This is a genomic window from Nitratireductor luteus (genome assembly GCF_026162365.1).
Lineage (GTDB): Bacteria > Pseudomonadota > Alphaproteobacteria > Rhizobiales > Rhizobiaceae > Chelativorans > Chelativorans luteus.
Map to the genome: position 1 here is coordinate 205,793 of NZ_JAOANW010000009.1, position 19,981 is coordinate 225,773.

Annotated in this window: 21 protein-coding genes; 2 read left to right on the forward strand and 19 right to left on the reverse strand. The window is 62.2% G+C overall.

Annotated features, from left to right (window positions below; all coding sequences use genetic code 11):
- Nucleotides 1-94 precede the first annotated feature (94 nt).
- Both N1058_RS14990 and N1058_RS14995 read left to right on the forward strand, forming a co-directional pair.
- Nucleotides 95-508 carry an autoinducer binding domain-containing protein gene (locus N1058_RS14990; RefSeq protein WP_265518402.1) on the forward strand — a complete coding sequence of 138 codons (414 nt, stop codon included), beginning with the start codon at nt 95-97 and terminating at the stop codon, nt 506-508.
- A gap of 23 nt (nt 509-531) precedes the next feature.
- Entirely contained in the window at nt 532-831 is a 300-nt protein-coding gene (locus N1058_RS14995; RefSeq protein WP_265518403.1) for a helix-turn-helix domain-containing protein, read from the forward strand.
- 15 nt (nt 832-846) lie between these two features.
- Here N1058_RS14995 and glpK read toward each other — a convergent pair whose 3' ends face one another.
- The 19 genes from glpK to N1058_RS15090 all read right to left on the reverse strand — a co-directional run bounded on the left by glpK (nt 847) and on the right by N1058_RS15090 (nt 19,758).
- Complete coding sequence (glpK, locus tag N1058_RS15000; protein WP_265518404.1) at nt 847-2,340, reverse strand: glycerol kinase GlpK; 1,494 nt, start codon at nt 2,338-2,340, stop codon at nt 847-849.
- 74 nt (nt 2,341-2,414) lie between these two features.
- Nucleotides 2,415-4,139 (reverse strand): ABC transporter substrate-binding protein, encoded by a 1,725-nt coding sequence (locus N1058_RS15005; RefSeq protein WP_265518405.1) that lies wholly within the window; start codon nt 4,137-4,139, stop codon nt 2,415-2,417.
- Nucleotides 4,140-4,210: 71 nt separating this feature from the next.
- Nucleotides 4,211-4,492 carry a DUF2160 domain-containing protein gene (locus N1058_RS15010; protein ID WP_265518406.1) on the reverse strand — a complete coding sequence of 94 codons (282 nt, stop codon included), beginning with the start codon at nt 4,490-4,492 and terminating at the stop codon, nt 4,211-4,213.
- A 13-nt stretch (nt 4,493-4,505) separates the two neighbouring features.
- Nucleotides 4,506-5,324 carry a carbohydrate ABC transporter permease gene (locus N1058_RS15015; RefSeq protein WP_265518510.1) on the reverse strand — a complete coding sequence of 273 codons (819 nt, stop codon included), beginning with the start codon at nt 5,322-5,324 and terminating at the stop codon, nt 4,506-4,508.
- Between the two features lie 104 nt (nt 5,325-5,428).
- Nucleotides 5,429-6,298: a carbohydrate ABC transporter permease gene (locus N1058_RS15020; RefSeq protein WP_265518407.1), complete on the reverse strand. Its 870-nt coding sequence runs from the start codon at nt 6,296-6,298 to the stop codon at nt 5,429-5,431.
- Entirely contained in the window at nt 6,295-7,371 is a 1,077-nt protein-coding gene (locus tag N1058_RS15025) for an ABC transporter ATP-binding protein (protein ID WP_265518408.1), read from the reverse strand. Before N1058_RS15025 ends, N1058_RS15020 begins: the two co-directional genes overlap by 4 nt.
- 10 nt (nt 7,372-7,381) lie before the next feature.
- Entirely contained in the window at nt 7,382-8,464 is a 1,083-nt protein-coding gene (locus N1058_RS15030) for an ABC transporter ATP-binding protein (RefSeq protein WP_265518409.1), read from the reverse strand.
- Nucleotides 8,448-10,031 carry a glycerol-3-phosphate dehydrogenase gene (glpD, locus tag N1058_RS15035; protein WP_265518511.1) on the reverse strand — a complete coding sequence of 528 codons (1,584 nt, stop codon included), beginning with the start codon at nt 10,029-10,031 and terminating at the stop codon, nt 8,448-8,450. Before glpD ends, N1058_RS15030 begins: the two co-directional genes overlap by 17 nt.
- Before the next feature lie 93 nt (nt 10,032-10,124).
- The gene (locus N1058_RS15040) at nt 10,125-10,904 is read right to left on the reverse strand and encodes a DeoR/GlpR family DNA-binding transcription regulator (RefSeq protein ID WP_265518410.1); all 780 of its coding nucleotides are present in this window, start codon (nt 10,902-10,904) and stop codon (nt 10,125-10,127) included.
- Nucleotides 10,905-10,989: 85 nt separating this feature from the next.
- Nucleotides 10,990-11,718 carry a proteasome-type protease gene (locus N1058_RS15045; protein WP_265518411.1) on the reverse strand — a complete coding sequence of 243 codons (729 nt, stop codon included), beginning with the start codon at nt 11,716-11,718 and terminating at the stop codon, nt 10,990-10,992.
- 33 nt (nt 11,719-11,751) lie between these two features.
- The gene (locus N1058_RS15050) at nt 11,752-12,546 is read right to left on the reverse strand and encodes a transglutaminase family protein (RefSeq protein ID WP_265518412.1); all 795 of its coding nucleotides are present in this window, start codon (nt 12,544-12,546) and stop codon (nt 11,752-11,754) included.
- A 5-nt stretch (nt 12,547-12,551) separates the two neighbouring features.
- The gene (locus tag N1058_RS15055) at nt 12,552-13,496 is read right to left on the reverse strand and encodes an alpha-E domain-containing protein (protein ID WP_265518512.1); all 945 of its coding nucleotides are present in this window, start codon (nt 13,494-13,496) and stop codon (nt 12,552-12,554) included.
- Between the two features lie 42 nt (nt 13,497-13,538).
- On the reverse strand, nt 13,539-14,948 hold the full coding sequence (locus N1058_RS15060; protein WP_420847995.1) for a circularly permuted type 2 ATP-grasp protein: 1,410 nt from the start codon (nt 14,946-14,948) through the stop codon (nt 13,539-13,541).
- A gap of 148 nt (nt 14,949-15,096) precedes the next feature.
- Nucleotides 15,097-16,227: a tRNA guanosine(34) transglycosylase Tgt gene (tgt, locus tag N1058_RS15065; RefSeq protein ID WP_265518413.1), complete on the reverse strand. Its 1,131-nt coding sequence runs from the start codon at nt 16,225-16,227 to the stop codon at nt 15,097-15,099.
- Entirely contained in the window at nt 16,224-17,297 is a 1,074-nt protein-coding gene (queA, locus tag N1058_RS15070) for a tRNA preQ1(34) S-adenosylmethionine ribosyltransferase-isomerase QueA (protein ID WP_265518414.1), read from the reverse strand. The genes tgt and queA overlap by 4 nt, the downstream gene beginning before the upstream one ends.
- A 202-nt stretch (nt 17,298-17,499) precedes the next feature.
- A complete protein-coding gene (locus tag N1058_RS15075) occupies nt 17,500-17,976 on the reverse strand; it encodes a peptidylprolyl isomerase (protein WP_265518415.1) in 477 nt (158 codons plus the stop codon).
- Nucleotides 17,977-18,001: 25 nt separating this feature from the next.
- Nucleotides 18,002-18,583, reverse strand: coding sequence for a peptidylprolyl isomerase (locus tag N1058_RS15080; protein WP_265518416.1), 582 nt, complete (start codon nt 18,581-18,583; stop codon nt 18,002-18,004).
- A 24-nt stretch (nt 18,584-18,607) separates the two neighbouring features.
- Nucleotides 18,608-19,108, reverse strand: a complete 501-nt coding sequence (gene coaD / locus N1058_RS15085; RefSeq protein ID WP_265518417.1) for a pantetheine-phosphate adenylyltransferase — start codon at nt 19,106-19,108, stop codon at nt 18,608-18,610.
- 47 nt (nt 19,109-19,155) lie between these two features.
- Nucleotides 19,156-19,758 carry a LysE family translocator gene (locus N1058_RS15090; protein WP_265518418.1) on the reverse strand — a complete coding sequence of 201 codons (603 nt, stop codon included), beginning with the start codon at nt 19,756-19,758 and terminating at the stop codon, nt 19,156-19,158.
- Nucleotides 19,759-19,981 lie beyond the last annotated feature (223 nt).

Sequence of the window (19,981 nt, forward strand, 5' to 3'; positions counted from 1 at the left end):
GGATGCGCGGAGCATCATCCGCGCACTGACCTCAGGGCTTCCGGTCACGACCGGAAGCCTTTCTTTTGCCTTAGCAAGCAAGGTAGGGGGGTGAATGACGGGAGAGCCGGTGCATCGCGGGGTGGCTGACGCCGTCGGCGCCGAACTGGTGGGACTGATCGAGGACTGCAACTCCGTTGGCAACGCCGTATTCGGTGTTCGCGACCGGCTTGCCGTCGAACATGTCACCTATCACTGCATCGCGCGGTATCCGGGCCACCTCCACGCTCCGTATATCCGCAGCACATATCCTGCCGAATGGATCGCCCGCTACGTCCTTGAAGATTATCTGAACATCGATCCGGTGGTGCTCTTCGGCTTTGAGACAGCCCGCCCCTTTTTCTGGCACCAGCTTTCGCTCACCCCACGGCAGCGTGAGCTGATGCAGGATTCGCTGACCCACGGCCTTGGCGACGCAGGTATTCCATCCCCATTGTCAGCGGACCAAGGCGCGCCCTGCTCAGCCTGAACGTGAAATGCTCTCAGTCCGACTTGGTCAGCTATGTGGAGAAGAACGCTGCGATGCTCATGCGTATTGCCAGCGCCATCGACGAAAAGGCGGCTCCGGCCTTGTTGCCCGAAACCGAAGCGTATCCGGTGCTCGCCCCACGCGAATGCGAATGCCTGCTCTGGACGGCGCGCGGCAAGGACGCCAAGGCTATCGCCGCCATATTGGTCCTGTCCGAATTCACCGTCCGAAGCTATTTGCGCTCCGCGCGGCAAAAATTGAAAAGCAGCACGCTTTCACAAGCTGTGGCCAAGGCCATAAACGCACGTCTGATCGCTCCCTGAACCTCCGCACGACCGTTAATTGTGCGTCAAGGTCCGACGCACGCAATCATGCCATCCGGCGAGCTTGCGTTCCCGCTCGTCGCTGTCCATCTGCGGCCTGAACTGCTGGTCGAGCGCCCACAGGCGGGAAAACTCCTCAGCGGAAGGCCAAACACCTGCTCTGGAGCCGGCAAGCCATGCAGCACCCAGCGCCGTCGTCTCCAGCGTCGTCGGCCGATCCACCGGGGCGTCGAGAATGTCGGCCAGCCTCTGCATGGTCCAGTCGCTCGCCACCATCCCCCCATCGACCCGCAGGATCGTTTCGTCGCCGCCGTCGGGCCAGTCCTTGCGCATCGCATCGAGCAGGTCGCGGGTCTGGAAGGCGATCGATTCCAGCGTCGCACGAGCGAACTCGGCCGGCCCCGTATTGCGCGTAAGGCCGAAGATCGCCCCGCGCGCCTCCGAATCCCAATGCGGCGCTCCGAGACCGACAAAGGCGGGAACCAGATAGACATCCTGGGTGGGATCGGCCTGATCGGCGAGCCTGCCGGAATCGGCTGCCTGATCGATGATCTTCAGCCCATCGCGCAGCCATTGCACGGCGGCCCCCGCCACGAATATCGAACCCTCCAGGGCATAAGTCGTCTCACCGTTCAGCCGGTAGGCGATGGTCGACAGCAGACGATTGGACGAGCGCACAAGCGACGTTCCGGTGTTCAGCACGGCAAAACAACCCGTGCCATAGGTGGATTTCAGCATACCGGGCTTGAAACAGGCCTGACCGATCGTCGCCGCTTGCTGATCGCCCGCCACGCCCAGGATGGGAATGGCCGCGCCGAACAAGCTTTCGTCGGTCACGCCGAATTCGTCGGCACTATCCTTCACCTCCGGCAGGAGTGCCGCCGGAATGTCCAAAATCGACAGCAACTCCTCATCCCAGCAGTTGTCGGCGATGTTGTAGAGGAGCGTTCGCGAGGCGTTGGTGGCGTCGGTCACATGCGACTTGCCGCCTGTCAGCCGCCAGATCAGGAAGGCGTCGACCGTGCCGGCGAGAAGTTCCCCCTTCTCCGCTCGCACGCGCGCGCAGTCGACATTGTCGAGGAGCCAGGCAAGTTTGGTGCCGGAGAAATAGGGGTCGAGCAGCAGGCCGGTCTTCTCGGAGAATTTCGGCTCCAGCCCCTGCTCCTTCAGCTTCTCGCATAGCGAGCTTGTCCGCCTGTCCTGCCATACGATGGCGTTATGCGCCGGCCTGCCGGTTTCCCGATCCCACAAAAGGATGGTTTCGCGCTGGTTGGTAATACCGATGGCCGCGACATCGCCGGCTGAAATGCCGGCATTTTGCAAAGCCGTCTTCACTGTAGAAACGACCGTCTTCCAGATGTCTTCGGGATCGTGCTCGACCCAGCCGGAGCGGGGAAAATGCTGCGTGAATTCTTCCTGGCCGACACCGACCGATTTCATTTCGGCGTCGAATACGATGGCGCGGCTCGATGTCGTCCCCTGATCGATCGCCAGAATGTGCCCAGCCATTTTCCCTCCCGATCATACCTGTCAAATGGGAGGAGGCGGTCAGGCCGCCTCCTCCCTCGTTATCCGGTCAAGCGCTAGTCGCTCCAGCTCTTGACGAGCTCGTCATAATTGACGGTCTTGGGCTCTTCCTTTTCATTCTCGATCTTGAGCTGCGGCGCAAGGTTGCCTGCCTCCTGAGCCTGCTTGTTCCAGTACTCCAGATCATGCTCTTCGGCCAGTTTCGGGCCGATATCGCCCTGAACTCCGGCGCGTTCGAGACGGGCAAGCACCTTTTCCTGCTCCTCGCAGAGCGAGTCCATGGCTGCCTGGGCCGTCTTGGCACCCGAGGAAGCGTCGCCGATGGCCTGCCACCAAAGCTGTGCCAGCTTTGGATAGTCGGGCACATTGGTGCCGGTCGGGGTCCACTGGACACGAGCGGGCGAACGGTAGAATTCCACCAGGCCGCCAAGTTCCGGCGCACGTTCCGTGAAGCTGTCGTGCTGGATCGAGCTTTCGCGGATGAAGGTCAGGCCGACATGGCTCTTCTTCACGTCCACGGTCTTCGAGGTCACGAACTGCGCGTAGAGCCAGGCTGCCTTGGCCCGATCGTCCGGCGTCGACTTCATCAGCGTCCAGGAACCTGCGTCCTGATAACCAAGCTTCATGCCGTCCTTCCAGTAGACACCATGCGGGCTCGGCGCCATGCGCCACTTCGGAGTACCATCCTCGTTCACCACCGGCAGTCCTTCCTTGACCATGTCCGCAGTGAAGGCGGTGTACCAGAATATCTGCTGGGCAATCGCTCCCTGCGCCGGCACCGGGCCGGATTCGGAGAAGGTCATGCCTTGGGCTTCCGGCGGAGCATAAGCGTTCAGCCACTCCAGATACTTTTCGATGGCGTAGACCGCGGCCGGGCCGTTGGTATCGCCGCCGCGTGCCACGCAAGAGCCGACGGGACGCGAATTCTCGTCAACCTTGATGCCCCACTCGTCAACCGGAACGCCGTTCGGAATGCCCCTGTCTCCATTGCCGGCCATCGACAGCCATGCATCGGTGAAGCGCCAGCCTAGTGACGGGTCCTTCTTGCCGTAATCCATATGGCCATAGACTTTCTGGCCATCGATTTCCTTACCAGTGAAGAACTCGGCAATGTCCTCATAGGCCGACCAGTTAACCGGCACGCCCAGTTCGTAGCCGTATTTCTCCTGGAATTCGGCCTTGATGGCGGGATCGTTGAACCAATCGTAGCGGAACCAGTAGAGGTTTGCGAACTGCTGGTCGGGAAGCTGGTAGAGCTTGCCGTCCGGCGCTGTGGTGAAGGACTTGCCAATGAAGTCGTCGACGTCGAGATTGGGGTTGGTGACGTCCGCGCCCTCGCCCGCCATCCAGTCGGTCAGGCTGCGCGCCTGCTGGTAGCGCCAGTGGGTGCCGATCAGATCGGAATCGTTGATATAGGCATCGTAAATGTTCTCGCCGGACTGCATCTGCGTCTGCAGCTTCTCGACAACATCGCCCTCGCCGATCAGATCGTGGGTGATCTTGATGCCGGTGATGGCTGTGAAAGCCGGTGCCAGCACCTTCGCTTCGTATTCATGCGTGGTGATCGTCTCCGACACCACCTTGATATCCATGCCCTGGAATGGCTCGGCGGCATCGACGAACCATTGCATCTCCGCTTCCTGTTCCTCGCGCGACAGCGTCGACAGGTCGCCGATCTCGGCATCGAGGAACTCCCGGGCTTCCTCCATCCCCGCCATGGCGCCGCCGCTGGTCATCAGCAGCATCAGCGCCGAGGTCGTCATTAACAAGTGCCGTTGCATAGTATCCTCCCTAGCAAATTTCGCACTCAAACGGAGAAACCGCGACGCGGTCCTCCAGCCCAATTCTCCCCCTAAACCAACCGAAAGACGCCGATGGCGTAGACGATCGACAGAGCGAGAGCCCACCACAGGTTGGGGCCGACAAGCCCCAGCCATGCGAGATGAATGAAAGCGCTACCCAATAGCGATACGAAGAGGCGGTCACCGCGCGTCGTCTCGAAGCGCAGAATGCCCACGCGCGGGTGCCCGCCCGGCGAAAAATACTCCCACACGCCCATCGAGATCAAAAGCAGCGCGATGACGATGAAGAACGTGGCGGTCGGCCAGGTCCAGGCCATCCATGACAAGCTCATCCTTGCCGCCTCCCTATACCCGGCCCAGGGCAAAGCCCTTGGCGATGTAGTTACGCACGAAATAGATCACGAGCGCACCCGGAATGATGGTCAGCACGCCCGCTGCCGCCAGCACGCCCCAGTCGAGACCGGATGCCGACACCGTGCGCGTCATGGTGGCGGCGATGGGCTTGGCCGCAGTCGTCGTCAGTGTGCGGGCCAGAAGAAGCTCCACCCACGAGAACATGAAGCAGAAGAAGGCGGCCACGCCGATGCCCGAAGCGATCAGAGGCATGAAGATCTTCACGAAAAAACGCGGGAATGAATAGCCGTCGATATAGGCTGTTTCGTCGATCTCCTTGGGCACCCCCGACATGAAGCCTTCCAGTATCCACACCGCCAGCGGCACATTGAACAGGCAATGCGCGATGGCGACCGCAATATGCGTATCGATCAGATTGAAGGCCGAATAAAGCTGGAAGAAGGGCAGCGCGAACACCGCTGGCGGTGCCATGCGGTTCGTCAGCAGCCAGAAGAACAGATGCTTGTCGCCCAGGAACCGGTAGCGCGAAAATGCATAGGCCGCGGGCAGCGCGGCGCTGACCGAGATCACCGTATTCAGCACCACATAGATGATCGAGTTGATATAGCCCGAATACCAGGACGGATCAGTGAAGATCACCATGTAGTTGCGCAGCGTCGGTTCCTGCGGCCAGAGCGAGAAGGTGCTCAGTATCTCGCCGTTGGTCTTGAAGCTCATATTGATCAGCCAGTAGATCGGCAGCATCAGAAAGACGATGTAGATCGTGGGAACCAGCCACCAGAAGCGCGACTGCGTGCCCCGCTTCAGCATGAGCTGGCCAAGTTCTTCCTGGCTCTTTGCGCTGCCGGAAGCGTTCTCACTTGTTCCGGCGGCAACGCGGTCCGCCGTCGTCGCGGTCTGGTTCTTCACCGCCATTATCGCCTCTCCGTCCCGTAATTTGTCATCACCGTGTAGAACACCCACGACATCACAAGGATGATGAGGAAGTAGATGATGGACATCGCCGCCGCCTCGCCGAGATTGAACTCGCCGATCGCCAGCTTCACCAGATCGATCGAAAGGAACGTGGTCGTGTTGCCCGGCCCGCCACCAGTCAGCACGAAGGGCTCCGTATAGATCATGAACGAGTCCATGAAGCGCAACAGGATGGCAATCAGCAGCACCCGGTGCATCTTGGGCAACTGGATGTAGCGAAACACCGCCCAGCGCGAAGCACCGTCGATCTTGGCCGCCTGGTAATAGGCGTCGGGGATCGAAACGAGCCCAGCATAGCAAAGCAGCACGACAAGACTCGTCCAGTGCCACACATCCATCAGGATAATGGTGACCCACGCATGCACCGGATTATTGACGTAGTTATAGTTGACGCCGAGCTCGGCGAGTGTATGGCCCAGCAGACCGATGTCGATCCGCCCGAAGACCTGCCAGATCGTGCCCACCACGTTGAAGGGAATGAGCAGCGGCAAGGCCATCAGCACCAGGCAGACCGGTACGCCCCAGCCCTTGCGGGGCATGTTGAGCGCGATGAATATGCCAAGCGGCACCTCGATCGCCAATATGATCGCCGAGAAGACGAGGTTGCGGCCCATCGCCGCCCAGAAGCGGTCGGAGGCCAGTATTTCCTGGAACCATTCGGTGCCCGCCCAGAAGAACACGTTGCTGCCGAAAGTGTCCTGAACCGAATAATTGACGACGGTCATCAGCGGAATGACGGCCGAAAAGGCGACCAGCACCAGCACCGGAAGCACCATGAACCAGGCCTTGTTGTTCAGCGTCTTGTTCATGCTGCGCCCTCCAGGTCCACACGCCAGGAATTGGCATAAAGGTTGAGATGCGCGGGGTCGAAAACCACATGCGGCTCCGCCGGCACCTCCGTGTCCTCATCGATCACTGCGGCTATCGTCTCACCCTCGAGCTCGGCGCGCACGATTTTCTTGCGCCCGATATCCTCCACCTTGGTGATTGAGATGGGCATGCCCTCGCGCCCGAGCTGCACGAATTCGGGGCGGATGCCGAGTTCGATGCGGTCCGAACCCAGGGCCCCCGCCCTGCCCGGCAATGTCAGCGATTGCGAACCTATGCGCACCGTGGCACCGTCGACGGATGCCGGCAGAAGGTTCATGCCGGGCGATCCGATGAAATAGCCGACAAAAGTGTGGCTCGGACGCTCGAACAGCTCTTCCGGCGTGCCGATCTGCACGATCTCGCCCTCATACATCACCACCACATTGTCGGCGAAAGTCAGCGCCTCCGTCTGGTCGTGGGTGACATAGACCATCGTGTAGCCGAAGCGCCGATGCAGCTCCTTCAGCTGCGTGCGCAGTTCCCACTTCATATGCGGATCGATAACCGTCAGCGGCTCGTCGAACAGGATGGCGTTGACGTCCGCCCGCGCCAGGCCGCGGCCCAGCGAAATCTTCTGCTTCTCGTCCGCCGTCAGCCCCTGCGCCTTGCGCCGCGCCCGCTCCTCCAGGCCGATCATGGCGATGATTTCGCGCACACGCTTGTCCACCACACCTTCGGGAACACCGCGATTGCGTAGTGGAAACGCCAGATTGTCGTAGACGGTCATCGTGTCGTAGACGACGGGGAACTGAAAGACCTGGGCAATGTTGCGCGCCTCGGTCGGCAGGCCCGTCACGTCGCGCGTGTCGAAAAGGATCTGCCCCTCACTCGGACGCAGCAGGCCGGAAATGATGTTGAGCAAGGTCGTCTTGCCGCAGCCCGATGGACCGAGAAGCGCGTAGGCGCCGCCGTCCACGAAGGTATGGTGCACCTTCTTGAGCGCGTAATCCTCGTCGCCGGCCGGATTGGCCATATAGGCGTGGCGGATATTGTCGAGATCTATACGTGCCATAATCCGCCTCCTATGCCGCCACTGGCCGCGCCGGCGCGGCGCTGCGTCCGGACGGCTCGAACACGAGAAGATGCCTGGTGTCGATATAGACCTCAACGGTGTCGTCGACGGAAAGGCGATGAACGCCTTCTTCCAGCATCACCCAACGGTTGCCCGCATAATCCAGATGAATGAAGCTCTCCGAACCGGTAATCTCCGTCACCGTCACTCTGGCGTTCAGCGCAGTATCGGCGCCTGTGCTGCTAGACAGGGAAAGATGATGCGGCTGAAAACCGATCCTATAGGGACCATCGGCAAGCCCCTCATATTCTGCCGGAACCGGCAGGCCCACCGTCGGGTCGAGCATGAAATTTCCGCGCTTTTTCTCCACTTCGATCGTGTTGAGTGGAGGGTCGGAAAAAGTTTGAGCGGTGATCAGGTCCGCCGGCTTGCGGAAACCCTCGATGGTCGGACCGAACTGCGTCACCCGGCCCTCGCTCAGGGTCGCTGTGTTGCCGCCCAAAAGCAGCGCCTCGCTGGGTTCGGTCGTGGCGTAGACGAAGATCGCGCCGGTAGCAGCGAAGATGCGCGGCAGCTCGGCGCGCAGTTCCTCGCGCAGCTTGTAGTCCAGATTGGCCAGCGGCTCGTCCAGCAGCACGAGCCTTGCATCCTTCACCATCGCCCGCGCAAGCGCCGTGCGCTGCTGCTGGCCGCCCGAAAGCTCGAGCGGCATCCGGTTGAGATAGGGTCCGAGCCGCAGCAGGTCGGCCGCCTCGCCGACCCTGCGCTTCAGCGTCTCGGCATTCGTGCCCGCCACCCGCAGAGGAGAAGCGATATTCTCAAACACGGTCATGGCCGGATAGTTGATGAATTGTTGGTAGACCATGGCAACCGAGCGGCGCTGCACCGGCACCCCGGTCACGTCCGCGCCGTCCATCCACACCGAGCCGGATGTCGGCTGATCCAACCCTGCCATCAGCCGCATAAGGCTGGTCTTGCCCGCCAGCGTCGGCCCCAGGAGGACGTTGAGCGAACCTTCCTCAAGGCGCAGCGAAACACCGCTGATATGGCGGGCGCCCGAAACGACCTTGGTGACGTTACGCAGCTCCAGCACGGCCCTGTCCTCCTCTGGCTACCTGTTCGACGGCGCGTCCGGCTGCATCCTCCGGATTGGCCCGGCGGGCGATATCTCCCATGAACGCATCGACAATGCCGGCTTCCTCCGACGACAATCGAAGCCCGCGCTTGGTGCGGCGCCACAGCACATCCTCGCCCGTGCAGGCCCATTCGCGCGCCGCGAGATGACGAAGCTCGACCTCATAGAGATCGGCGCCAAAATGGCGGCCCAAATCTTCGACCGAGGTCGCTCCGTTCAGGACATTATGCGCGACGCGGCCATAAAGCCTGACGAGCCGCCGAGCATGCTCTGCCTGGACAAACGGATAGGCGGACTGCAAGGTATCGACTTCCCGCTCGTAGCCGTCATGGCCGAAATCGCCGCCAGACAGCACTTCGCGATGCGTCCAGGCGGTGCCGCGCGCGCCGATCTTCCGACCGATCTCTGCGACGACCGATTCCGCCAACCGGCGGAAGGTCGTGATCTTGCCCCCGAAAACATGCACGATAGGCGCACCGAAGGTTTCTTCGTCGGACTTCAGAACGTAGTCTCGGGTGGCCTCCTGCGCCATCGACGCGCCATCATCGAACAGTGAGCGCACGCCAGAAAAGCTCCAGACAACGTCTTCCGGGTGGATCGGGTCGGTGAAATACTCGCTGGCGGCGGCGCAGAGATAGTCGATCTCTTCGCCGCTGATTTCCACCTTGGCCGGATCGCCCTCGAAATCCTGGTCCGTCGTGCCGATCAGCGTGAATTCTTCTTCATAGGGGATCGCGAAGATGATGCGGCCGTCCGCATTCTGGAAGAAATAGGCACGCTCACCGTCGAACTTTCTTGGAATGACGATGTGGCTGCCCTTGACCAGCCGCACATTGTGAACGTCGTTGCGGCCGAACGCGCCGGCGACCACCTCATCGACCCAAGGTCCGGCCGCGTTGATCAGCATGCGCGCCCGCACCTCCTCGCGTAACCCCGTCAACAGATCGTCGAGCGTCAGAATCCAGATTCCATCTTCGATACGCGCGCCGGATACCTTGGTTCGGGTGCGGATATCGGCGCCCCGGTCTGCCGCGTCGCGTGCGTTCAGCACGACCAGCCGGGCGTCGTTCACCCAGCAGTCGGAATATTCGAAAGCGCGCCGGTAGGAAGCTTTCAGCGGTTTTCCCGCCGCATCGCTGCGCATGTCCAGCGTGCGCGTGGCAGGCAGGAGCTTGCGGCCACCGATATGGTCGTAGAGAAAGAGGCCGAGCCTGATCAGCCAGCCGGGCCGCATGCCCTTGTGCAGCGGCAGCACGAAACGCATCGGCCAGATGATATGCGGAGCGTTGCGCCAAAGCACCTCGCGTTCCATCAGCGCTTCGCGCACCAGCCGGAACTCGTAATATTCGAGATAGCGCAAGCCGCCATGGATGAGCTTGGTGGAAGCCGAAGACGTCCCGCTCGCGAGGTCGTTCATTTCGGCCAGGCCGACCGAATAGCCGCGTCCGGCCGCATCCCGTGCCACACCGCAGCCGTTGATGCCGCCGCCGATGACGAAGACGTCGAAAACCGACTCTTGCTGGATCGGACGCTGGCCCAACCGCTCCTCCCGAATGGATCGTAAAGTCTCTCCCAAAAATGAAACTAAAACGAATGCATAACGAATGTCAAACGAATATCAGACAGCCTCAACCGTAGCGCAAGCCTCAACCAGATGCACATTCGCTTCCTCGCAAACAGCCCTGAAGCGCGAGTCGGGGCAGCGGTCGGTGATAAAGGTGTCCACCTGTGAGATATGGCCGATGCGCACAGGCGCGGCGCGGTCGAATTTGGATGAGTCGGAGACCAGCACCACATGCCGCGCATTGGCGATGATGGCTTGTGCCACCTTGACCTCGCGAAAATCGAAGTCGAACAGCGCACCGTCCTCATCGATCGCCGAAACGCCGATCACCGCGTAATCCACCTTGAACTGCCGGAAGAAATCAACGGCCACCTCGCCGACAACGCCGCCGTCTGAACCGCGGACCACACCGCCGGCGATGATGACCTCAAGCGAAGGATAGACCCGCATCCTGTTGGCAACATTGATGTTATTGGTAATGACCATCAACCCCTCATGATCAAGAAGTGCGTCGCTCACGGCCTCGGTCGTGGTGCCGATATTGATGAACAATGACGCCTTGTCGGGGATGAGCTGGGCTGCCGCGCGGCCGATGGCGCGCTTCTCATCCGCCGCCAGCTCCCGCCGCGCCTCATATTCCATGTTCTCGATGCCCGACGGCAGCAGAGCGCCGCCATGTATACGGGTCAGCAGGCGCTGGTCGCAGAGGTCGTTCAGATCCTTGCGTATCGTCTGCGGCGTCACGCTGAACAATTCGGCCAACGCATCGACCGTGACCCGGCCATGCTCCTTGGCAAGCTGCAGGATCCGTTCATGACGTGGCAGGAGAAACATCGGGGCCTCACTTTCGTTTCAGGAAATTTATAGCAGAAACGAAAGGATGCGAAAGTGCAGCCGCTGCAGCAGGCTTAACGAAACCTCAGGCGCTGAAATCGGGCAGGCTGCGGAATGCCTCTTTCAGGGCGCTCGACCAGCCATCGGAGATGGCCCTGAAATAGGGATCGTCGATCTCAATGCGTCTTTCGAACGACACCTGATAGGTATCGCGCTCGTAGAACATGAGATCGAGCGGCATTCCCACGGAAAGGTTCGACTTCAGCGTCGAATCGAAAGAGACCAGCAAGAGCTTGACGGTTTCCTCGAAACTCATCTTCGGATCGTGCGCGCGCACGAGAATGGGCTTGCCGTATTTGGTCTCGCCAACCTGGAAGAAGGGGGTGTCGTCGCCGGCCTCGATGAAATTACCTTCCGGATAAATCAAGAACAGCCGCGGCTCCATCCCCTTGATCTGCCCGCCGAGGATGAACGATGCGCCGAAAGCGTCGGCATTCTGGCCCACCGGCGCCGTCTGGCGAATGACTTCCTTGACGGTGTCACCCACCAGCTTGGCCGCCTGATAGAGCGAAGGCACCTCTAGCATGGTGGCGGAACGCTCTTCAGGCGCCTTGGTCCGCTCGTCGAGCAGGCTCACCACCGCCTGTGTTGTCGCCAGGTTCCCCGCCGACAGAAGCACCAGAACCCGCTCGCCGGGCTTGGTCCAGCAATGCATCTTCTTGAACGTGGAGACGTTGTCGACGCCGGCATTCGTCCGCGTATCGGACATGAAGACCAGCCCACGATCGATCTTGAGCCCGACGCAATAAGTCATGCCGGTGCGAATCCTCTAAAATAGCTGAGCGAATTACTGCTCGACCGTGATGTGGACTGCAAGCTGTTCCTGCGCCTGTCCCAGCCGAATGCCCATTACAGGCATGGCGTCACGGTAGTCCCGTCCCGTCGCGATGCGCACATAACGCTCGTCCGGGGAAATGCCGTTGGAGCAATCGAAGCCGACCCAGCCGATCTCCGCCACATGGGCCTCCGCCCAGGCGTGGCTCGCCGTCTGCTCGTCGACACCGTCCATGCGCAGATAGCCGCTCACATAGCGGGCCGGGTAGCCCAGCTTGCGCGCCGCGCCCAGGAAGATGTGCGAATGGTCCTGGCAAACGCCCCGGCCGGCGCAAAGCGCCTCCTCGCCCGTGGTGGTCGCTTCCGTCGTCCCCGTCTCATAGGCGACGCGCCCGCGTATGAGCAGCATCAGCTGATGAAGCCGGTCGAGGTCGGAGCCCTCCCCGATCTCCGCCACCAGCGCCGTGATCTTCTCGCCGGCAGCGCTCAGCGCCGTATCGCGCTCGAAGAGCCACAGGGGCGCGAGCCCCGCATGCCGGCCCGAAACGCCGGCGGTGTCGACCGTTTCGACCGTGCCCGAGGCCGTGACGGTGATCGTCTGCGGCGCGCCTTCGATGCTCAGAAGCCGCGTGTCGTTGCCATAGCAGTCGTCGTAGCGCACCTCTTCACGCGCACCCTCGATTGCCAGCGACCATTCCACGACTTTCTGGACAACATCGCTCTTGGGAAACACCCGCAGCCGCTGCAAGGCGTAGGAAAGCGGCGCGTCGTAAGCGTATTCGGTGCAGTGGGAAATTTTTAGACGCATGGATCTCACTCATAAAAGCGATAATCCGCCGCGATCTGGTTGCCCAGCTCGGCGTTATCGCGAATGAACTCGCTCAGGAATTCGTGCAGCCCCTCGTCGAATATATCTCCGACTGTGGCCGTTTTGAGCTTGGAGAGCTTCGCGCCCGCCCGATCCAGCGACTTATGCCGGGTTCCGTACTCCTCGGTAAGAAACTCAAGGGAATCGCAGATGCCGCGATAGCAGAAGGCGAGCGAGCGCGGCATGCGTCGATTGAGGATCAGGTAGTGGGCGATGTTGCCCGGCTGATAATCCCCTTCATAGTTCCAGCGGTACGAACGATGCGCCGAGACCGACCGCAGGATCAGCTGCCACTGATGATTGTCGAGCGATGATCCCACCCACGTCGCCGACGGAAGCAATATGTAATATTTGACGTCGAGAATGCGCGCCGTGTTGTCGGCCCGCTCCATGAGCGTTCCGATCTGCGCGAAGTCGAAGATCTCGTTGCGCAGCATGGTGCCCTGGAAAGCCCCCCGGATCAGCGCCGTCTCGCGCTTGATCGCGTCGAGGACGCTCGGCATGTCGCGCTCGTCGATGGGCCGCGTCAGCATCCGCCGCAGCGCCATCCAGGCCTCGTTGATGCTTTCCCATACCTCCCGCGTGAGCGATGTCCGGACCATGCGCGCGTTCATCCGCGCCGTCTCCATGGAGGCCATCACGCTGGATGAGTTGGACAGGTCGCGCAGAAGAAAATCCGAGACGCTGCGCGCATCATATTCGTCGTAGCACTGTTCGAAGGCATCGCGCACGCCGGCGCTGGTCATGACCGAGGCCCATTCGTCGGCGGGGGAGCTCGTCTGGGTCAGGGCGAGCCGCTGCCCCGTATCGACAAGCCGGGCCATATTCTCGGCCCTCTCGATATACCGGCTCATCCAGTAAAGCCCGTTCGCCGCCCGCCCCAGAAGCATCAGCAGCGTCCCCGGCATCGTGCGGCCATCAATTGCTGCGGGTCAGTCATCGAGAACCCATGTGTCTTTCGTCCCGCCCCCTTGAGATGAATTGACCACCAGCGATCCCTCCTTCAACGCCACCCGCGTCAGCCCGCCGGGCACGATGCGGATACGGTCCGACACCAGCACGAAGGGCCGCAGATCGACATGCCGCGGCGCCAGCCCGCCATCGGTCAGGATCGGGCAGGTCGAAAGGGAAAGGGTCGGTTGCGCGATGTAGTTGGCGGGCCTGGCCTTCAGCTTCTGCGCAAAAGCCTCCCTCTCCTTCTTCGAGGCGGCAGGCCCCACCAGCATGCCGTAGCCGCCCGACCCGTGAACCTCCTTGACCACCAGCTCCTCCAGATGCTCCAGCACATAGGCAAGGCTGTCCGCTTCCGCGCAGCGCCAGGTCGGCACATTCTGAAGGATGGCCTTGCGGCCCGTATAGAACTCCACGATCTCGGGCATGTAGGAATAGATCGCCTTGTCGTCGGCGATACCGGTGCCGGGCGCGTTGGCAATGGCAATGTTGCCGGCCCGGTAGACATCCATGATGCCGGGCACGCCCAGCGCCGAATCTGGCCGGAACGTCAGCGGATCGAGAAAATCGTCGTCAACCCGGCGATAGAGCACATCGATGGGCTTGTAGCCCTGGGTCGTGCGCATCGCCACGCGCCCGTCGATGACCCTGAGGTCCTGTCCCTCCACCAGTTCCACGCCCATCTGGTCGGCAAGGAAGGCGTGCTCGAAATAGGCAGAATTGAAGCTGCCGGGCGTGAGCACGGCGATGGTCGGCTTGCCCTCGCAGCCCTTCGGCCGAACCGCCCCCAGGGACTCGCGCAGCAACTGCGGGTAGTTCTCCACCGGCAGGACCTTGATCTTCTGAAACAGCTCCGGAAAGAGCTGCATCATCGTCTCCCGGTTCTCCAGCATGTAGGAGACGCCCGAGGGCGTGCGCGCATTGTCCTCGAGCACGAAGAACTCGTTCTCTTCGGTGCGCACGATATCGACGCCGATAATGTGGGTATAGACGCCGCCCGGCGGCCGTACGCCGATCATTTCCGGCAGGAAGGCCTCGTTTCCGGCGATGATCTCCTTGGGGATGCGGCCGGCGCGCAATATCTCCTGGCGGTGATAGATATCGTCAAGGAAGGCGTTCAACGCCTGAACCCGCTGCTCTATCCCCTGCACCAGGCGGCGCCACTCCTTGCCGGAGATGATGCGCGGAACGATGTCGAAGGGAATGAGCCGCTCGGCCGCTTCGGTGTCGCCATAGACCGCGAAGGTGATGCCGGTGCGCCGGAAAACCCGCTCCGCATCCAACGATTTCTCGTTGAGACGACCCGCATCCTGCTGGTTGAACCAGTCCTCGTACGCTTCGTATGGCTGTCTCGCCCGGGCCCCCAGGCGCATCTCGTCGAACGCGGTCAAGAAATGCTCCTTCTAGAAGGGCATTTCAGCGTCCTTGCCAGGCAAAAGCAAGCAATTTCTAAGGCTTGCCGTCTTCTGCCCAATCCGTGGGCAGCATGGACGCCGCACAGGCAGCGCCAGCCCGGACTTGCCGCAGCGACGGGCAGACTCACAGGGCCGGTACGTCGCCCCGCATCCATTCCTCGCGAATCTCCCCTGCCCGTTCGGCGAACCGGCCCGCTTCGATCGCCGCACGGATGTCGGCCATCAGGCCCTGGTAGTAGGCCAGATTGTTCCAGGTGAGCAGCATGCCGCCCAGCGCCTCCCCGGACTTCACCAGATGATGCAGATAGGCGCGCGAATAGTCCCGCGTCGCCGGGCAATCGCTCTCCTCGTCCAGCGGGCGCGGATCTTCCGCATGGCGCGCATTCTTGAGGTTAATCTTGCCGCGGCGGGTGAAGGCAAGCCCGTGGCGGCCTGCGCGGGTGGGCATCACGCAATCGAACATGTCGACGCCCCGCTCGACCGACCGCAGGATATCGTCCGGCGTTCCGACCCCCATCAGATAGCGCGGCTTGTCGGACGGAAGCGCCGGGCATGTGGCCGCCAGCACCTCCAGCATCACCCCCTGCGGCTCGCCCACCGCCAGCCCGCCGACGGCATAGCCCTTCAGGTCCATCGCAGCCAGGGCCGATGCGGAACGCTCGCGCAGCTTCAGGTCGTCGCCGCCCTGGACAATGCCGAACATGGCCTTTCCAGGCTGGTCGCCGAAGGCCGTCTTGCACCGCTCCGCCCAGCGCAGCGAAAGCTCCATCGCCCGCGCGATCTCCTTTTCGTCCGCCGGCAGCGCCACGCACTCGTCGAGCTGCATCTGTATGTCGGAGTCCAGAAGGCCCTGGATTTCGATGGAACGTTCCGGCGACATGTCGAACACCTGCCCATCGACATGCGAGCGGAACGTGACGCCCTTTTCGGTGATCTTGCGCAGCGCCGACAGCGACATCACCTGAAAGCCGCCCGAATCCGTCAGGATCGGATAGGGCCAACGCGCGAACTCGTGCAGCCCGCCGAGCCGCGCCACGCGCTCAGCGCCCGGCCGCAGCATCAGATGGTAGGTGTTGCCCAGGATGATGTCGCTGCCCAGCGCCCGCACCTGGTCGAGATACATCGCCTTGACCGTGCCGCCGGTGCCGACCGGCATGAAGGCCGGCGTGCGGATGGCCCCGCGCGGCGTGGAAATTTCGCCGCGCCGGGCTTCTCCGTCCCGCGCCAGAAGATGAAAAGAGAATGCGTCGGTCACGGCTCTGCCCTGAACAGGAGGCTGCCATCGCCATAGGAATAGAAGCGGTAGCCGCTTGCGATGGCATGCGCATAGGCCCGTTTCATGCGCTCGAGCCCGCTGAACGCGGAAACGAGCATGAAAAGGGTCGAGCGCGGAAGGTGAAAATTGGTCATCAGAATGTCGGCCGTGCGGAACCGGTATCCGGGCGTGATGAAGATGTCGGTCGCCCCCGACCACGGTTTGAGCAGCCCATCCTCGCCGACCGCGCTTTCCATGAGCCGCAGCGAGGTCGTGCCCACGGAAACGATGCGCCCGCCCCGCGCCTTGACGGCGTTCAGCGCTGCGGCCGTGCCTTCGCTCACCACGCCGATCTCGGCATGCATGCGGTGGTCTTCCGTCTCCTCGGCCTTGACCGGCAGGAATGTCCCCGCCCCCACATGCAGCGTCACGAAGTGCATCTCGATGCCCGCCGCCTTCAGCGCCTCCAGCAGTTCCGGCGTGAAGTGCAGGCCGGCGGTGGGCGCTGCGACCGCGCCTTCCTCGCGCGCGTAGACGGTCTGGTAGTCCTGCTGGTCGCGCTCGTCTTCGGGCCGCTTGGCGGCAATATAGGGCGGCAACGGCATGTGGCCGGCCGCCATGATCGCCTCGTCGAGAGCCGGCCCCGACAGCTCGAAGACAAGCAGCGCCTCGCCGCCCTCGCCCTTTTCCGCGACGGTGGCGTCGAGTGCGCCTAGAAAACAGGCTTCGCCGTCATGGCCGAACCGGATGCGCTCGCCCACCGCCACGCGCTTTGCCGGTTTGAGGAACGCCTGCCACCGATCTGGCCCGGCCCGCATATGCAGCGTCGCCTCGATCCGCGCCGCGCCCTCGCCGCGCCGGCGTAGACCGGCAAGGCGCGCCGGGATCACCTTCGTGTCGTTGAAGACGAGCGCATCGCCCGGCCTCAGCAGCGAAGGCAGGTCGCGCACGATCCGGTCTTCCAGCCGTTCACCATCGACCACCAGCAGGCGCGCGGAATCGCGCGGGCTGGCCGGCCGCAGCGCGATCCGGTCTTCGGGCAGATCGAAATCGAATTGATCAACACGCATATTGGCAGCTCAGGAACGAAACGGCACCTTGGCCGTCATGCCGGCCAAGGGTAGCGGGAGCCGGGCCGATTGATAAGCGCGGCCGGCCCTCACAGAAGGCGGGGCCGGTGCTGAAATGGCCAGGACCGGCCGCGCTCCACGATGATCCTTCAACCGGTCCCGGTTAGGCTCTCGGGCCTCCGGAATGAGGACGTTGGATCCCTCAGGCCACGTCCGCCGCGACCCGCATCGAAACGATGGAATCGGGGTTCTGGACCGGCTCGCCGCGCTTGATCTGGTCGATATTGTCCATGCCCTCGATCACCTGGCCCCAGGCCGAATACTGGCGGTCGAGCCAGGGGGCGCGGTCGAAGCAGATGAAAAACTGCGAATTCGCCGAGTTCGGGTTCTGCGACCGCGCCATGGAGCAGGTGCCACGCTGATGCTGCGTGTTGGAGAACTCGGCCTTCAGGTCCGGCTTGTCCGAGCCCCCCGTGCCGGTGCCCGTCGGATCGCCTGTCTGTGCCATGAAGCCATCGATCACCCGGTGGAAGACGATGCCGTCGTAGAAACCGTCGCGCGACAGTTCCTTGATGCGGGCCACATGGCCCGGCGCGACATCCGGCAGAAGCTGGATGACCACCTTCCCCTTCGTCGTTTCCATGATGATGGTGTTTTCCGGATCCTTGATCTCGGCCATGACGCGTCCTTTCTGATTGGTCTTATTAGTCAGCGGCGATTTTTGCGCTGACGATGCGGTCCGGGTTGTCGACCGAGCCGTTATTGGCCTGATCGCCCTTCTTGATGTTGTCGACAAATTCCATGCCGCTTTCCACCTGCCCGACGACCGTGTACTGGCCGTTGAGGAACGGGCCTTCGGCGAACATGATGAAGAACTGGGAATTGGCCGAATTGGGATCCTGAGCCCGCGCCATGCCCACCGTGCCGCGCTCGAACGGCACGTCGGAGAACTCGGCGGGCACATTGGGCAGGTCGGAGCTGCCGGTGCCGGCGCGGGCGGCCACAAAGCCCTCTTCCATGTCGCCGAACTGGACGTCGCCGGTCTGCGCCATGAAGCCATCGATCACCCGGTGAAAGGCGACATTGTCATATTCGCCGGCACGCGCGAGCTTCTTGATCTGCTCGACATGCTTGGGCGCAAGGTCGGGCCGCAGCGCGATCTGCACCTCGCCGTCCTTCAGTTCCAGGATGAGCGTGTTTTCCGGCTCGGCCGCCCCTGCGGCGTAAGCCGAGGCGAACAGCCCCGCCGCGACACACAACGGCGCAATGAATTTCGTGAACTGCATTGAAGATCTCCCGAATGCTTTCGATCAGCCGGCGAATTTGGCTTTGAGCGCCCCGGCAACGACGGCCGGCACGAATGGCGTTATATCGCCGCCCATGGACGCGATCTGGCGCACAAGTGTGGCCGTAATGGTGCGGACCGACGGGCTTGCCGGCAAAAAAACGGTCTGCAGGTCCGGCGCCATGGTCTCGTTCATGCCCGCCATCTGCATCTCGTAGTCAAGGTCTGTGCCGTCGCGCAGGCCCCGAATCATGATCGAGGCACCATGGGTGCGGGCGGCATCGACGACGAGGTTGTCGAAGGCCGCCACCTTGATGCGGTCGGCATCCGCGCCGAGCTCGTCCACCGCCGATCGTTCGATCAGCATGACCCTTTCATCATAGTCGAAAAGCGGCTTCTTGCCGGGATGAAGCCCGATGCCGATAACAATCGTATCGGCAATCGTCATCGCCCCCTTGAGCACGTCCAGATGGCCGTTTGTCAGGGGATCGAAGGAGCCGGCGTAAAAAGCGGTGCGCGTGATCATGCCAGCGCTTTTACTTGGCCGCGCCGCTCAACGCAATTCGCAACACGCTACCGGCGCGCAAAGGCGAGCCAGAGCCCGCCACCTATGAGAAACGTCCCGGAAATGCGCTCGGCCAGCCGCACGCGCGCCCGCGTAAGCCTGGCCCCGGCGCCGCCGGCGGCGAAGGCGTAGAGCGAATCGAACACCGTTGCCACCGCCATGAATATCGCCGTCTGCGCAACGGCGCCGCCCGCCGGGTCGATGAATTGCGGAATGAAGGCACCGAAGAACAGCAAGGCCTTGGGATTGGACCATATGACGACAAAACCCTGCAGGACGAAGGAGTTGCCCGCCGCAGGCGTGCTTTCGCCCGTGCCGAGTGAGCCGTCGGAGCGCCACATGCGAATACCCAGCCACACCAGATAGGCCGCACCGAGAAGCCGAAGCACGTCGAAAACGCTGGCCATGGCGCTGACAACTGCCGAAAGCCCACAGGCAAGGACGCCGATCATCAAGGCAAGACCAAGCTGCGTGCCGGCTACATTCAAAATCCCGGCGCGCGCGCCGTGGCGCATAGAATTGGCGACGATCACCGTGACCGAGGGGCCCGGCACGACGACGATCAGGATGCAGGCGGCAATATAGGAAAACAGTGCAGCGGTTTCCGGCATTAGTCGATCTCCCCACTCGGTCGGAGACACGAAGCCACAACTGCGCAAGCCATGCAAGCGCTCCGCGCAGTGCCCGCACTCGGCCACGGTAAGCGTCCCTCTCCTGCCGATGAACGCTACATGAACGGCTCATTCAGCATTGGTTTGAACCAAACCTGTCATCAACCGCACCAAGGCATGATGAAACAAAAGGCGGTTTGGGCCGTTATCGATCCAAGGAGAC

Coding starts and splice junctions, on each gene's coding strand:
- queA (WP_265518414.1), bottom strand. CDS start 17,297: ATGCGTGTTGATCAATTCGATTTCGATCTGCCCGAAGACCGGATCGCG.
- N1058_RS15050 (WP_265518412.1), bottom strand. CDS start 12,546: ATGCGTCTAAAAATTTCCCACTGCACCGAATACGCTTACGACGCGCCG.
- N1058_RS15090 (WP_265518418.1), bottom strand. CDS start 19,758: ATGCCGGAAACCGCTGCACTGTTTTCCTATATTGCCGCCTGCATCCTG.
- N1058_RS15080 (WP_265518416.1), bottom strand. CDS start 18,583: ATGCAGTTCACGAAATTCATTGCGCCGTTGTGTGTCGCGGCGGGGCTG.
- glpK (WP_265518404.1), bottom strand. CDS start 2,340: ATGGCTGGGCACATTCTGGCGATCGATCAGGGGACGACATCGAGCCGC.
- N1058_RS15005 (WP_265518405.1), bottom strand. CDS start 4,139: ATGCAACGGCACTTGTTAATGACGACCTCGGCGCTGATGCTGCTGATG.
- N1058_RS15075 (WP_265518415.1), bottom strand. CDS start 17,976: ATGGCCGAGATCAAGGATCCGGAAAACACCATCATCATGGAAACGACG.
- coaD (WP_265518417.1), bottom strand. CDS start 19,108: ATGATCACGCGCACCGCTTTTTACGCCGGCTCCTTCGATCCCCTGACA.
- N1058_RS15015 (WP_265518510.1), bottom strand. CDS start 5,324: ATGCTGAAGCGGGGCACGCAGTCGCGCTTCTGGTGGCTGGTTCCCACG.
- N1058_RS15010 (WP_265518406.1), bottom strand. CDS start 4,492: ATGAGCTTGTCATGGATGGCCTGGACCTGGCCGACCGCCACGTTCTTC.
- N1058_RS15055 (WP_265518512.1), bottom strand. CDS start 13,496: ATGCTTCTGGGGCGGGCGGCGAACGGGCTTTACTGGATGAGCCGGTAT.
- N1058_RS15020 (WP_265518407.1), bottom strand. CDS start 6,298: ATGAACAAGACGCTGAACAACAAGGCCTGGTTCATGGTGCTTCCGGTG.
- N1058_RS15045 (WP_265518411.1), bottom strand. CDS start 11,718: ATGACTTATTGCGTCGGGCTCAAGATCGATCGTGGGCTGGTCTTCATG.
- N1058_RS15025 (WP_265518408.1), bottom strand. CDS start 7,371: ATGGCACGTATAGATCTCGACAATATCCGCCACGCCTATATGGCCAAT.
- N1058_RS15040 (WP_265518410.1), bottom strand. CDS start 10,904: ATGTTTCTCCTGCCACGTCATGAACGGATCCTGCAGCTTGCCAAGGAG.
- N1058_RS14990 (WP_265518402.1), top strand. CDS start 95: ATGACGGGAGAGCCGGTGCATCGCGGGGTGGCTGACGCCGTCGGCGCC.